We start from the raw sequence: 13,969 nt of genomic DNA, 5'->3' as shown, positions 1-13,969 counted from the left end.
CTCACTTCAGAACGTCCCGCCGCCCGAGCGCCGCGACCGCGTGCCCGGCCGCCTGGATGCCCGCGTAGAACTCGCCCTCGAGGCCGAGCCCGGGGAGCACCTCGCGGCCGGCGAAGAACGCGTTCTTCCACGGCGCGCGCACCGGCAGGCCGGTCACGCCGAGCGTGGACTCGAGCTCGGTGCCGTAGAGCGGATGGGTGAGGAGCCGCACCGCCTCCTCCGGCCCGACCGGCGCGTTCAGCACCGGGGACGACTCGTTCACCTGGTGCCGCTCGAAGAACGGGATCGCGTCCGCGACCGCCTCGCGGATCCGCGCCGACGCCGCGGCCAGCGCCTCGCGCGAGGTGGTGTCCGCGTCCACGAACGCGGCGGCGCAGACCACCCGCTCGCCCGGGACCGCGTCCGCCGAGCCCTTCTTGCCGTCGCGCCGGGCCGGGAGCACCTGCAGGAACACGGCGTTGTCGATGCCGTCGCCGCCCTCCGCGTCGCGGAGCGCGATCGCGTTCTCGCCCAGCGCCGGCGGGAGCGCGGCCTCCTTCACGATCAGGTTCAGCGAGACGAGCCGGCGCTGCGGGCGGATGGCCTCGAGCACGCGGGCGGCGCGCGCCTCGGCCGCGCCGGCCGGGAGCAGCCGGCGGATGGACTCGGCGTCGGCGGCGAGCACGAAGGCCCGGGCCACGAACGCGTCGGGGGAGTCGGCCAGCCGCACCGCCGCGATGCGGCCGCCGTCCAGCTCCAGCCCGGCGGCGCTGGCGGGCTCGCCGGGGCCGCCCTTCAGCTCGCCGCGCGACTCGGCGATGCGCCGGCGGATCATCTCGCGGAGCGTCCCCTGGCCGCCGGCCAGCCGGTGCGTCCCGCGGAGCGCGCCGCCCAGCAGGCGCGCCAGCGAGAGCGGCGAGGGGGGGCCGTCCAGGTAGGTGAGGAAGCGGTGCGCGATCTCGAGGCTCCGCACCAGCTCGTGCCCGCGCAGCGCGTCGAAGGGCCGCGCGTCGCCGACCTCGCCGGCGGGCGCGTTGGGCAGGCTGGAGGCGACCTTCAGCGCCTTCTTCACGGCGCGCCGCTCGCCGAACCCGTCCGGCGGGAGCGGCGGCGCGGCCTTCAGGAAGAAGCCGGAGAACTCGTAGAGGGTGGACAGCTCGGCGAAGCCCGCCTCCAGGGCGTCCGCCTCGCCGGCCCACTCGCGGTGCAGCTCGGTCCGCAGCGCGGCCGCGTCGCGCGAGACGTCCACCCGGTGGCGGGGGAGCAGGATCTGCAGGTCGGGATCCGACGGCTCGAGCGCCCGGCCCACGTCGGTGGCGAGCCCCAGCTCCGCGAGCACGGCCTCGGCGGCGGGCATCTGCCGCGGAGAGGGGATGACCGCGGGCGCCCAGGGCAGCACGTAGCCGGCGTCCACGTAGCTCGGGCCCAGGTCGTCGTGGGCCACGTGCAGCACCCGGAAGCCGCGCCGGGCCAGCAGCGCGCCGGCGACGATGCCGCCGAGCTGCGAGCCGACGATGCAGACGTCGTAGATGCGCTGGGTTGCGGGGGGTCGGAAGGTCTGCGCCACGGCGGCGGAGTCTACGTCGAGGCCGGCCGGGCGCCAAACGATCTCGTCCCGCGGTCGAGGGACGTTCCCACCCGCACGGCCTAGCCGATCGACCGGGGGTGGAGCGCGGCCGCGCGCAGCCGCGGCGCGGCGCCGGCCTTCAGCCCTCCAGCGGCGGGTTCCGCAGCGGCGACGGGCCGTGCGGCGCGCAGCGGTCGAGCCGGACCCTGCGCGCCTCCAGCGAGAGCCGTCCCTGCGCGAACCACTGCACCGCCTGCGGGTAGAGGCGGTGCTCCTCGGCCTGGATGCGGGCGGACAGGGCGGCCTCGTCGTCGCCCTGCAGCACCGGGACCACCGCCTGGGCGATGATCGGCCCGGTGTCGGTGCCCTCGTCCACGAAGTGGACCGTGCAGCCGGCGATCCGTGCGCCGTACTCGAGCGCCTGCCGCGCGGCGTGCAGGCCGGGGAACGACGGGAGCAGGCCGGGGTGGACGTTCATCACCCGCGGGCAGCCGCGGCTGGCGGCGTCGGGCCCGAAGGCGCGGAGGAAGCCGGGCGTGACGAGGCGCATGTAGCCCGCCAGGCACACCAGGTCCACGCGGTGGGCGCGGAGCGCCTCGACCAGCGTGAGGTCGTAGGCGGCGCGGTCGGCGACGCCCTTCGACGGGAGGACCTCCGCCGGCACCCCCGCCCGGCGCGCCCGCTCCAGCGCGCCGGCGCCCGGCACGTTGGAGAGCACCACCGCGACCTGCGCGTCCACGCGCCCCGCCGCGCAGGCGTCGAGCAGCGCCTGGAGGTTCGTGCCGCCCCCGGAGGCGAGGACGCCGAGCCGGATCACCGCACCACCTCGCAGGTGGCCTCCCCGGGCCCGCCCGCCTCGATGGCGCCCACCGTCCAGGCCTCCAGCCCGCGGGCCCGGAGCGCCGCGTGCGCGGCCGCCTCGTCGCCGGGCGCGACCACCGCCACCAGGCCGAGGCCCATGTTGAAGGTGCGGTACATCTCGTCGCGCGGGACCTGCCCCTCGCGCTCCACCAGGTCGAAGATGACCGGCCGCGGCCAGCGCTGCTCCTCGAGCACCGCCCGCGTGCCGTCGGGCAGGGTGCGGGGCACGTTCCCGGGCAGCCCGCCGCCGGTGATGTGAGCGAACGCCCGGACCGGCACCTGCTCCAGCAGGGCCAGCACGTCCTTCGCGTAGATGCGGGTGGGCTCGAGCAGCGCGTCCGCCAGCGTGCGCCCGCCCAGCGCCTCGAAGCGGTGATCGAGCGGGTAGCGGTCCAGGAGCGCCTTGCGCGCCAGCGAGAAGCCGTTGGAGTGGAGGCCGGAGGACGCGATCCCGATCACCACGTCGCCCCGGGCCACCCGGGTGCCGTCCACGATGCGCGGGCGGTCCACGCAGCCGACCGCGAAGCCGGCCAGGTCGTACTCGCCGCGCTCGTAGAACCCGGGCAGCTCGGCGGTCTCGCCGCCGATGAGGGCGCAGCCCGCCTGCCGGCAGCCCTCCGCGATCCCCTTCACCACCTGGGCGCCCTGCTCGGCGCTGAGCTTGCCGGTGGCGTAGTAGTCGAGGAAGAAGAGCGGCTCGGCCCCCACCACCGCGATGTCGTTCACGCACATCGCCACCAGGTCGATGCCCACGGTGTCGTGGCGATCGGCGGCGAACGCCACCTTGAGCTTGGTCCCGACGCCGTCGGTGCCCGACACCAGCACCGGCTCGCGGTACTTCTTCACGTCGAGCGCGAAGAGCCCGCCGAACCCGCCGATGCCGCCGAGCACCTCCGGGCGCAGGGTGGGCCGGGCGTGCGGCTTGATGAGGTCGACGAGCCGGTCTCCCTCGTCGATGTCGACGCCTGCGTCGCGGTAGGTCAGGGACATGGCTGCGCCTTACCGCGACGGCGCGGCCGCTGCAAGCCGCGAGCGCCCGGGCGCCGCAGGGGCGAAGAGGGCGGGGTGCAGCCCCGTTAGAAGGCCACCGCTACGAGCAGGGCCGCGGCGAGGACGAGGACCGACAGGCGCATCGAGGTTCCCGGGTTCTCTGAGGGTGACACCCACATCGTACCGGAGGCCTCTGACCCCGCAAGAAAGCGGCCCGCGCGGCGCCGCCGCCCTGACGCGACGTGTCGCCCGCCGGCGGGGGGCGATTCGTTGACAGCCCTCCGCGAGGTCGGCTAGGACCGCCGTTCGGCTCCCGGCACGCCGGCCTCGACGCGAGGCGGCGCCGGCCGGCCGCCCGACCCCATGCCAGACGATCAGCTCCTCCAGCGCTTCGGCAGGGAGTTCCCGCGCGGGAGCGTGCTGTTCCGCGAGGGCGAGCCGGGCCGCGAGATGTTCGTGGTGCAGCAGGGGCGGGTGACGCTCTCGACGACCGCCGGCGGCGTCGAGAAGATCCTGGCGTCGATGGGGCCGGGTGAGTTCCTCGGCGAGATGTCGATCCTGAACAACCGGCCCCGATCGGCCACCGCCACCTGCGCGGAGGACGCCCGGCTGCTGGTCATCGACGCCCCGACGTTCGAGGCGATGATCCGCGGCAACGCGGAGATCGCCGTCCGGATGGTCAAGAAGCTGGCGGACCGCCTGCAGGAGGCGGAGGAGCAGATCGCGAACCTGCTCTTCCAGGACGCCTCGTCGCGGGTGGTGCACTTCCTCGTCACCGCGGCGGACAAGGCCTCCCGCGGCCCGGCCGGCCACGAGATCGAGGTGGCGCCGCGCGAGCTCGCCGGCCGGGTGGGCGTCCGGCCGGAGGAGGCCGACGAGGCGCTGGCGAAGCTGGTGAAGGCGAAGATCGTCGCCGTCCGCCCGGACGGCTTCCTGGTGCCGGACGTCTCGAAGCTCCGCCACTTCCTCGAGTTCCTGCAGGTGAAGGCGCAGTTCGGGGGCATCGCGTGACGGCGTGCGTCCCCCGCGCCCGGGGCGCGCTCGCGCCCTAGACTGGAAAGCACATGGCCTGGTTCTCCAAGCAGAAGAAGCTGAAGTCGAAGGAGTCCACCACCCCCGCCGCCCAGCCCGCGCCCGCCGCGAAGGGCGAGGGCATCTGGTACAAGTGCGACGCCTGCGGCGAGGTGGTGCCGCGCGCCGAGTACGAGCGGAGCTGGAACGTCTGCCCGTCCTGCGGGAACCACGACGCGCTGCCGGTGCGGCGCCGGTTCGACCTCGTCCTCGACCAGGGCTCGTTCCAGGAGCTGGACGCGGAGCTCACCCCGCAGGATCCGCTCGGCTTCTCCGACTCCAAGAAGTACCGCGACCGGCTCCGGTCCACCTTCAAGGCGTCGGGCCTGCGCGACGCGTTCATCTCCGGCGTGGGCGCCATCGGCGGTCAGCCGGTGTCGCTCGGCTCGTTCGCGTTCGAGTTCATGGGCGGCTCGATGGGCTCGGTGGTGGGCGAGAAGGTCGCGCGGGTGTTCGACCGCGCCTACGAGCGCCGCATCCCCGCCATCGTGTTCAGCTCCACCGGCGGCGCGCGCATGCAGGAGGGCATCTTCTCGCTCATGCAGATGGCGAAGACCTCGGCGGCGCTCCACCGCTTCCGCTCGGTGCGCAAGCCGTACGTGTCGGTGATGCTGCACCCCACCACCGGCGGCGTGGCGGCGAGCTTCGCCTGGCTGGGCGACGTGGTGATCGCCGAGCCCAAGGCGCTCATCGGCTTCGCCGGCCCGCGCGTGATCGAGCAGACCATCCGCGAGAAGCTGCCGCCCGGCTTCCAGCGCAGCGAGTTCCTGCTCGAGCACGGCATGATCGACGCGATCGTGCCGCGCCTGGAGATGCGCGAGAAGCTCCGCCAGCTCCTGTCGCTGGTGGGCTGAGCGCCGCACGCCGGGGCGGCCGCGCCGCCCGGAGCCCGCCGGTGAAGCCCCTCGATCCCCACGCCTACCTCTCCTCGCTCCAGCCGCTCGCCATGCGCTTCGGCCTCGAGCGCATGGAGCGCGCGCTCGACGCGCTCGGCCACCCCGAGCGCGGGTACCGCGTGCTGCACGTGGGCGGCACGAACGGCAAGGGCTCCACCTGCGCGATGGCCGCCGCGGCGCTGCGCGAGGCGGGCCTCCGCACCGGCCTCTACACCTCGCCGCACCTGGTCCGGTTCAACGAGCGCATCCAGGTCGACGGGGTGGAGATCTCCGACGCCGCGCTCGCCGCGGCCCTGGAGGCGGTGCGGCGCGCCTGCCCGTGGCACGAGGCGGGCGGGGAGGGCGACCGGCTCACCTACTTCGAGGTCGCCACGCTGGCCGGCCTGCTGCACCTCGCCGACGCGCGGGTGGACGCCGCGGTGATCGAGGTCGGCCTGGGCGGCCGCTTCGACGCGACGAACGCCATCCGCCCGGCGGTCACCGCCATCGCCCGCATCGGCCTCGACCACACCCAGCTCCTCGGCGACACCGTCGAGCGGGTGGCGTTCGAGAAGGCCGGCATCTTCAAGCCGGGCGTGCCCGCGGTGGTGCACGCAGCCCAGCCGGCGGGCGCCCTGGAGGTGCTGCGCGCGGAGGCCGCCCGCCGGGGCGCGCCCTTCGTGGTGGCCGGCGAGGCCTGGGACGGGCCGGTCGCGCTGCGCGGGCCGCACCAGCGCGCGAACGCGGCGCTCGCGGCGGCCGCGCTGCGCGCGCTGGCGGGGGCGGGCGTGGCCGTGCCGGAGGACGCCATCGCGCGCGGCATCGCCGGGGCGCGCTGGCCGGGACGGCTGGAGGAGCTGGGCGGCGTGCTGCTCGACGGCGCGCACAACCCGCAGGGCGCCGCGGCGCTCGCCGCCGCGCTGCCCGCGCTCCACCCGGGCCGGCCGGTGGAGCTCGTGTTCGGCGTGCTCGCCGACAAGGACCACGCCGGCATGCTCGCGGCGCTGGCGCCGGCGGTGCGCCGCCTGCACCTCGTCACGCCGCCGAGCCCGCGGGCGCGCCCGGCCGCCGAGCTGCGCGCGCTCGCGGAGGCGCACGGCGTCGCCGCCGACGTGCACGAGGGGCTCGCGGAGGCGATCGCCTGCGCGCGGGCCGCGGCCGGCGAGGACGGGGTGGTGGGCGTGGCGGGCTCGCTCTACCTGGTCGGCGAGGCCCGCGCGCTCCTCGGCGCTCCTGCGCCGGGGTAGGTGGATATCGGACTGCAAATCCTGGGGAATTCTTCGGAGCCCGGGGACCGCGTGCTATCCTCGCGCCGACCTTTCCGCGGAGCCCCCTCATGCGTCTTCGCCTCCTCCTCGCGATCGCCCTCGCCGCCGCGTCCGCCCCCCGCGCGCGGGCGGTCGACCTGAACGTCATCACCGCGGTGGAGGTGCGCGACGCGGGGTCCTCGGTCGTGCTCTCGGTGAAGGGCTCGCGCAAGCCAAGCTTCACCACCTTCTCCATGGCCGATCCGCCGCGCTTCGTGATCGACTTCTCCGAGTCGCGCTTCGAGGGCGTGCCGGAGGACGTCCGCGTCGGCGACGGGACCGTGAAGCTGGTGAAGAACCTCTCCTACGGCTCCGACGCGACCTCGATCGCCCGCGTCATGGTCGCGTTCGAGGTGGAGGTGGCGCCGCCGGTGCTGGAGGAGTCGGGCGGCACGCTGCTGGTGAAGGTGGAGAAGCCCTCGGTGCCGGGCGCGGCGGTGGCGAAGGCCCCGGCGCCGGCCCCGGCGGCCGAGGCCGCGCCCGCGGCGGCGCCGACCGTGGCGGAGGCGGTCGCCGCGGCGGTGGGCGGCGCCCCGGACGGCGGCGCGAAGGCGCAGGGCGAGGCGGACGCGAAGGCTAGCGCCGAGGCCGAGGCGCGGGCCGCGGAGCAGGCGGCCGCAGACGCGCGCGCCGCGCAGGAGGCGAGCGCCCGCGCCGAGGCCGCGGCCCGGGCCCAGGCGGAGGCGGACGCGAGCGCACGGGCCGAGGCGGAGGCGCGGGCGGCTGCGCAGGCCCAGGCGGACGCGCGCGCGGCGGCCGAGGCGGCAGCGCCCGCCGAGCCGACGAAGGCGCAGGCTGCGGTCGCGGCGGCCCCGGCGGAGCCCGTCTCCCCCGCGGCCGAGCCGGCCGCCGACGCGACCGCGCCGGTCGCGGCCGCCGCCGAGCCGGTGCCCGAGCCGGTCGCCGCGGCCCCGGTGGCGGCGGCGCCCGCGGCCCGGCCGGACGCCGCGCGGGTGGACGGCGTCGCGCCGGTGGCGCACGTCCGCGAGATCGGCTTCAAGCAGCTCCCCGGCGCGTCGCGCGTGTACGTTCGCACCACCGTCCCGCCGCGCTTCACCATCCAGGACGTGGGACCGGACGTCATCCGCGTCGAGCTGGAGAACACGCGGGCGGACCGGCGCAACGACCTGCGCTTCCTCGACACGACCTTCTTCAAGTCGGCGGTCGCCCTGGTGACCCCGTCGCGCCACGGCACGAGCTACGTCCTCGACATCAAGCTGCGCGAGCGGGTGCCCTACCAGCAGCGCATCGAGGGCGACGCGCTGGCCATCGACTTCGAGCGCCCGGGCGCCGCCGCGGCCCCGCCCGCGCCGGCCGCCGACGCGGACGCGCCGGCCGAGCCCGCGCCGGGAGCGGACGCCGCCACGGCCGAGACCGCCGCGGCGCCGGCGCGGTAGGCGCCAGGCCCCGCGCCCGTGATCGCGCTCGCTGCAGTCGCCGCGGCAGGGCTGCTCGCCCTGTCCGCCCCGCCGTCCATCCCCGCCACCGCCGAGGACCTGACGGTCGAGGCCGGCTCGGTCACGTACCGGGCCGACACCGGCCGCTACCAGCTCGAGGGCGGGGTGGTGCTGCGGCGGGGGGTGGTGACGCTGCGCGCCCGGAGCGCCTCGTACGACCCGTCCACCGGCGAGGTGGACGCGGTCGGCGACGTGCTGCTCACCGACGCGACCCGGGCGGTGGCGGCCGACGGCCTGCGCGCCGTGATGGACGGCGGCTTCAAGGCCGAGCACGTGGTGGCCTTCCTCAAGGAGGGGCCGGTGGCGATGGGCGACGCCACCGGCGCCGAGGACGCGCGCCGGCGGGGCCGCAACCGGGCCACGTTCACCGGCGCGACGCTGGAGGGCGAGCGCTCCGGCCACCTGCGCCTCGGCGACGCGCGCCTGACCCTGTGCGACTGCGGCGGCGGCGCGCCGTCGTGGGAGCTGCGCGCCCGGCGCGCGGAGGTGGAGCCGGGGCACCACGCCACCCTGTCCTGGCCGGTGCTCTACGTCACCCCGCGCTTCCTGTTCGTGAAGCGCCCGGTGCCGGTGCTGATCCTGCCGTGGATCTTCCTCCCGCTCGGCGAGCGGCAGACCGGCCTGCTCTTCCCCTCGGTGGCCTCCACCGGCGCGACCGGGTTCGGGGTCGCGCTGCCGGTGTTCGTGACGCTGGGCCGGAGCGCGGACGCGACGCTCACCCCCGAGTACCTGTTCGGCCGCGCGCGCGGCGACGTGGCCGACGGGCAGCCGGCGGTGCGCGGCTGGGGGCTCCGGCTCGAGCTGCGCTGGGCCCCGGCCGAGGACGCGGCCGGGGAGATCGAGCTGCACGGGATCGACGACCAGGACCGGGAGCCGGGCGGCGCGGGCGGCGGCCGGCTCGGGATCGTCGGCACGCACGGCCAGCGGCTGGGCGCGTCCGGCCGGCTGCGCGCCGACGTGGCGCTCGCGAGCGATCCGGTCTGGTTCCGCGACGCCACCGGCGACCTGCTGCTGCGCAGCGCCTACTACCGGCGCTCGGCGCTGCTCGCGTCCTTCGCCGGCGACGCGCTGGTGGTGGAGGGCGGCGCCGCGTACCACCAGCCGCTCACGCCCTCCGGCTGGTACCCGGACGCCACCGGCGCGCGGCCCGGCTACGGCACGTTCGGCGCCGACCTGCCCGCGTTCCACCGCTGGCCCGGCCTGGCGGCGACGCTGCTCCCGGAGGCGCTCGGGCCGTTCCAGGTCTCCGGGCGGCTCGGCCTGTCGCGCTACGCCACCGTGAACGGCGACACCGGCGCCACGTTCACCGCCGGCGATCCCGGCGCCACCCGCGGCTTCGTCACCACCTCGCGCGAGGGCGTGAGCCGGCTCGACGCGCGCGCCGAGCTGGCGGCCCCGCTCCGGCTCGGGTCCGCGCTGACGGTGACGCCGTACGCGCGCGGCGCCGCGCTCGGCTACCGCTTCGACACCGGGCGCTCGCCGGCGGTGGTGGCCTGGGGCGTCGGCGGCGCCGCGCTGTCCTCCGAGGTGTCGCGCCGCTACGGCGCGGTGCTCCACCGGATCGTGCCGCGGCTGGAGCTGCGCGCGGGCACGCGGGCGTTCGGGTCGGAGGACGGGGCGCTGCCGCTGCGCGCGTACGACGTCTGGGACCGGGTGGGCGACGACGTGCAGCGCGGACCGGTGTCCGTCGCGCAGCCCGCGGGCCAGCCCGCCGGCTCGCTGACCGCCGCGTCCGACGGCACCTTCCGCCAGCTCCGTGCCTCGGTGGAGAGCCGCCTCGACGGGCCCGGCGGCAGCCTGCGCCTCCAGCTCGGCCAGGACCTCGACCTCGTCGGCGGCGTCGCCGGGGAGACGTTCTTCTCGGCCGCGGCGCACCGCGGCCCCGTCACCGCCGAGGTGTCCGGGCGCGTCCTCGCGTTCCAGGGGCGGGCGGTGGCCGCGCCGGAGCCGAGGTTCCCGTCGTGGCTCGACCACTTCACCGAGCTGCACGGGTCGATCACCGCCGCCGATCGGCGCGGCGACCTGGTGCGCGCCGGGCTGGTCGCGGTGGGCCCGGGCGCCTCCGGCCAGCTCATGGCCGGGGTGGACGCGCTGTTCGATCTCCGGCCCGCGGCGATCGACGCCTCCGCGCAGGGCTCCGCCGGCTTCCGCGGCGTGCTCGGCGGCGCCACGCTCGGCTACGACGCGCTGTTCACGGTGCGTCCGATCGAGGTCGCGCGCTGCAGCGGCGCCGGGACCCGCCGCGTGGACGCCGGGCAGGTGCAGCAGCACGCCGGGAGCGTCACCTGGAACTCGCCGTGCCGCTGCTTCCTGGCGCGCCTCGTGGTCCGGGTGAACGACTGCGGCGAGACGTCGTACTCGGCCGCGGTGGATCTCTCCCGGTTGGGCGAGCGCGCCGCGGTGCGTTGAGGCGCCAGGGGGCGGGAGCCCGGCCGGATTCACCCTGCGTGCGCGGCCGGGCGATCCCGGGAGGGTAAATCGCCGCCGCCGCGGATTCGGCGGTTGCCGGGCGGCCGCGATCGACCGAAGAATCAACGGGTGAGCCGAGCGAGAACGCGGCCGGCGCCCTCCGCGGGCGCGGCCGGCCGGGCCGAGCCCGAGAAGCGTCGCGCCATCCTGCACGCCGCCGTCCGCGTCTTCGCGGAGCGCGGGTACCACGGCTGCCGCATCGCCGACGTGGCCCGCGCCGCCGAGGTCGCCTACGGGCTCGTCTACCACTACTTCCGGAACAAGGACGAGCTGCTGGAGAGCGTGATCGCCGAGCAGTGGACCATCTTCATGAACGCACTCGCGGCGATCGACGCCGGCCCGGGGAGCGCGGAGGAGAAGGTCGCCGGCATCTTCTCGTTCGTGTTCGACGTGTACAAGACCGCGCCCGCCGCGGTGCGGGTGCTGATCCTGGAGGTCACGCGCACGCCCCAGGGCCTCCGCGCCGGCTCGACCCGCGAGACGTTCGAGAAGGCGGTGGAGCTGGTCGCGGGCGTGGTGCGCCAGGGGCAGGCGCGGGGCGAGCTGCGCGCCGACGCGGACCCGGTCATCTGCGCGGCGGGGCTGCTCGGCGCGCTCGAGCTGGCGGTCTCGGCGATGGTGGTCGGGATCGTGCCCGCCGGCAGCGAGGCCGAGATCGACCGGGTCAAGCAGCAGGCCGTGGACAACGCGCTGTCCGGGCTGCGGCGGCGGTAGCGCCCGCGCCGTCCCGCCGGCGACGCCGACGCCCGCGCCAGGGCGTGCGCGCGAACCGGCCGGGACCAGGCCATTTCCCGCCGGGGTATCTCTCTTGATGGGGGTCAAGACGCGTTGACGCGCCCGTGGCCGGACACTAGGTCCCTCCTCCCTCGCAGCTCGACCGACAACGCGAACGCCCGCGTGCACACCCCAGCCCGGGCGGGAGGAGATCGATGGCAGCCCGTGTCCTCGTGTCCGACGACCTTTCCCCGGAGGCCGTGGCCGTCCTGAAGCAGGCCGGCCTCGAGGTGGACGTGAAGGTCGGCCTCAAGCCCGACGCGCTCGAGGCCATCATCGGCGACTACGACGCGCTCGCGGTGCGCAGCGCGACCAAGGTGACCGCGAAGCTGCTGGAGAAGGCCTCGCGGCTGCGCGTGATCGGCCGCGCCGGCGTCGGCGTGGACAACGTGGACCTCGACGCCGCGACCCGCCGCGGCGTGGTGGTGATGAACACGCCGGGCGGCTCGTCGGTCACGGTCGCCGAGCTCGCGCTCGCGATGATCCTGGCGCTCTCCCGCCACGTGCCGGCCGCCACCGCCAGCGTGAAGGCGGGCAAGTGGGAGAAGAAGCGGTTCCAGGGGCACGAGCTCGCCGGCAAGACGCTGGGCGTGGTCGGCATCGGCAACATCGGGTCGGTGCTGGTGGACCGCGCGCTCGCCATGAAGATGCGCGTGGTCGCCTACGACCCGTTCATCTCCGCCGAGGCCGCCGCCAAGCTGGGGGTCGAGCGCGTCGAGCTGGACGCGCTCTGGGCCCAGGCCGACGTCGTCTCGCTGCACGTCCCGCTCACCGAGCAGACCCGCAACCTGGTGGACGCGAAGGTGCTCGCCCGCATGAAGAAGGGCGCGCTCCTGGTGAACTGCGCCCGCGGCGGCATCGTGGACGAGCGGGCGCTCGCGGACGCGCTCGCGTCCGGGCACCTGGGCGGCGCCGCGCTGGACGTGTTCGAGCAGGAGCCGCCCCCGGCCGATCACCCGCTGCTCGGGCTGGACGGGTTCGTCGCCACGCCGCACATCGGCGCCTCCACCGAGGAGGCGCAGTCGGCGGTGGCGGTCGCGGTGGCGGAGCAGCTCGCCGCCTACCTGAACCACGGCGTGGTGAAGAACGCGGTGAACGTGCCGGGGCTCCCGCGGGAGATCATGGACCAGCTCGCGCCGTTCCTGCCGCTCTGCGAGAAGCTCGGGTCGCTCGCGGCGCAGCTCGCGCCACAGGGGCCGAGCGAGGTCACCGTCGAGGTGGCCGGCGAGCTGGCCGCCGCGCCGATCCGCCCGCTGGCCGCGCGCACGCTGGCGGCCTTCCTGCGCCACCACCTCGAGACGCCGGTGAACGACGTGAGCGCCCCGGCGGTCGCGAAGGAGCGCGGGATCGCCGTGCGCGAGGTCCGCTCCGCCGAGCCCCACGACTACGCCAGCCTGGTCACGGTGACCGTGCGCGGGCAGGGCGGAGAGGCGCAGGTCGCGGGCACCGTGTACGGCAAGCGCGAGGCCCGCCTCGTGCGCGTGGACGGGTTCCGCCTGGAGGCGGTGCCGGAGGGCCACGTCATCCTGTGCGAGAACGACGACGCGCCCGGCGTGGTCGGCAACCTCGGCACGGCGCTCGGCGCGGCCGGCGTGAACATCGCGCGCATCTCGCTGTCGCGGCTCGACGACCACTCTCGCGCGTTCGCCTTCCTGAACGTGGACTCGGCGCCCGCTCCCGGGGTCCTCGAGCAGGTGCGCAGGCTCCCGCACGTCCGGGCGGTCCGCTCGATCCACCTGTGAGCGGCGCCCTCGCCGCCGCGGCCGCCCTTCCGCCCGCCCGTCCCGGTCCCCATCTTCGCACCGGGGCGGGTTCTTCCCCGCCGGGAGGGATGACATGGCTTCGAGCGAGATCGAGGAGCGAGGCGCGGGGATCCTGCCGCGCCTGTCGTGGGGGGCGGTGATCGCCGGCGTGCTGCTGGCGCTCGCCGTCCACGTGGTGATGGGGCTCATCGGCGGCGCGATCGGCTTCGCCGCGCAGCCGGCGGACTCCGGCGCGCTGGGGGCCGGGGCGGCCATCTGGGCGCTCCTCACCCCGTTCGTCGCGACGCTGCTCGGCGCCTGGCTGGCGGTGCGCATGGCCGGCCGGTACGACGAGGCGGGCTCGAACCTCCACGGCGTGATGGTCTGGTGCATCGGGCTGCTCGCGGGCGCGGTGTTCCTGACCGGCACCCTCGCCACCGGCGCGATGGCCGCGGGCGCCTCGGCGAGCGGCAACGCCGGCGTGCTCCGGCAGATGGGCCTGGTGCGGCCGAACGCGACGCCGGCGCAGACTGAGCAGTCGGCGGACCGGGCCGGCGCGGCGGCGGCCGCGGCGGCGGGCGGCGGCGCCATGGCGGCGCTGTGCGGCCTGCTGGGTGGCTTCGCCGGCGCGGCGGTCGCGCGGCGGCGCGAGCGCGGGCGCGGCCTCGGGTGGCGCATCGCCGTGCACCGCACCCACGACGTGGGCGCCGGCGCCGAGCACCCGGCCGGCCTGGGGGCGACCGGCGCGTACGGCTCGGACCTCGGCGCGGGGACCCGCATCCCGCCGGCGGGCCGCGAGCCGCGGACCGAGATCCCAGGCGCACCGCCGTCGGATCCGTACCACCACTGATCGCTTCGCAACCCGGGCGGGAGCGAA

General features: G+C 76.3%; 11 protein-coding genes. 8 read left to right on the top strand and 3 right to left on the bottom strand.

Annotated features, from left to right (window positions below; genetic code table 11):
- Nucleotide 1: 1 nt before the first annotated feature.
- The 3 genes from ANAEK_RS13115 to purM all read right to left on the bottom strand — a co-directional run bounded on the left by ANAEK_RS13115 (nt 2) and on the right by purM (nt 3,397).
- On the bottom strand, nt 2-1,546 hold the full coding sequence (locus ANAEK_RS13115) for an NAD(P)/FAD-dependent oxidoreductase (RefSeq protein ID WP_012526617.1): 1,545 nt from the start codon (nt 1,544-1,546) through the stop codon (nt 2-4).
- A gap of 139 nt (nt 1,547-1,685) precedes the next feature.
- On the bottom strand, nt 1,686-2,363 hold the full coding sequence (gene purN, locus ANAEK_RS13110) for a phosphoribosylglycinamide formyltransferase (protein WP_012526616.1): 678 nt from the start codon (nt 2,361-2,363) through the stop codon (nt 1,686-1,688).
- Nucleotides 2,360-3,397 carry a phosphoribosylformylglycinamidine cyclo-ligase gene (purM, locus tag ANAEK_RS13105; RefSeq protein WP_012526615.1) on the bottom strand — a complete coding sequence of 346 codons (1,038 nt, stop codon included), beginning with the start codon at nt 3,395-3,397 and terminating at the stop codon, nt 2,360-2,362. Before purM ends, purN begins: the two co-directional genes overlap by 4 nt.
- A gap of 363 nt (nt 3,398-3,760) precedes the next feature.
- Between purM and ANAEK_RS13100 the strand changes: the two genes are divergently transcribed.
- From ANAEK_RS13100 to ANAEK_RS13065, 8 genes are all read left to right on the top strand, one after another.
- Entirely contained in the window at nt 3,761-4,408 is a 648-nt protein-coding gene (locus tag ANAEK_RS13100) for a Crp/Fnr family transcriptional regulator (protein WP_012526614.1), read from the top strand.
- Between the two features lie 53 nt (nt 4,409-4,461).
- A complete protein-coding gene (gene accD, locus ANAEK_RS13095; RefSeq protein ID WP_012526613.1) occupies nt 4,462-5,322 on the top strand; it encodes an acetyl-CoA carboxylase, carboxyltransferase subunit beta in 861 nt (286 codons plus the stop codon).
- A gap of 41 nt (nt 5,323-5,363) precedes the next feature.
- On the top strand, nt 5,364-6,590 hold the full coding sequence (locus ANAEK_RS13090) for a folylpolyglutamate synthase/dihydrofolate synthase family protein (protein WP_012526612.1): 1,227 nt from the start codon (nt 5,364-5,366) through the stop codon (nt 6,588-6,590).
- 89 nt (nt 6,591-6,679) lie between these two features.
- On the top strand, nt 6,680-8,047 hold the full coding sequence (locus ANAEK_RS13085) for an AMIN domain-containing protein (RefSeq protein WP_012526611.1): 1,368 nt from the start codon (nt 6,680-6,682) through the stop codon (nt 8,045-8,047).
- An 18-nt stretch (nt 8,048-8,065) separates the two neighbouring features.
- Nucleotides 8,066-10,516, top strand: a complete 2,451-nt coding sequence (locus ANAEK_RS13080) for an LPS-assembly protein LptD (RefSeq protein WP_012526610.1) — start codon at nt 8,066-8,068, stop codon at nt 10,514-10,516.
- A gap of 129 nt (nt 10,517-10,645) precedes the next feature.
- Nucleotides 10,646-11,290: a TetR/AcrR family transcriptional regulator gene (locus tag ANAEK_RS13075; RefSeq protein ID WP_012526609.1), complete on the top strand. Its 645-nt coding sequence runs from the start codon at nt 10,646-10,648 to the stop codon at nt 11,288-11,290.
- 215 nt (nt 11,291-11,505) lie between these two features.
- Nucleotides 11,506-13,092 (top strand): phosphoglycerate dehydrogenase, encoded by a 1,587-nt coding sequence (gene serA, locus ANAEK_RS13070; RefSeq protein ID WP_012526608.1) that lies wholly within the window; start codon nt 11,506-11,508, stop codon nt 13,090-13,092.
- A gap of 94 nt (nt 13,093-13,186) precedes the next feature.
- Complete coding sequence (locus ANAEK_RS13065; protein WP_012526607.1) at nt 13,187-13,942, top strand: hypothetical protein; 756 nt, start codon at nt 13,187-13,189, stop codon at nt 13,940-13,942.
- Nucleotides 13,943-13,969 lie beyond the last annotated feature (27 nt).

Origin of the sequence: Anaeromyxobacter sp. K (assembly GCF_000020805.1) — a bacterium.
GTDB lineage: Bacteria > Myxococcota > Myxococcia > Myxococcales > Anaeromyxobacteraceae > Anaeromyxobacter > Anaeromyxobacter dehalogenans.
This window is presented reverse-complemented; position numbering and strand designations above follow the sequence as displayed.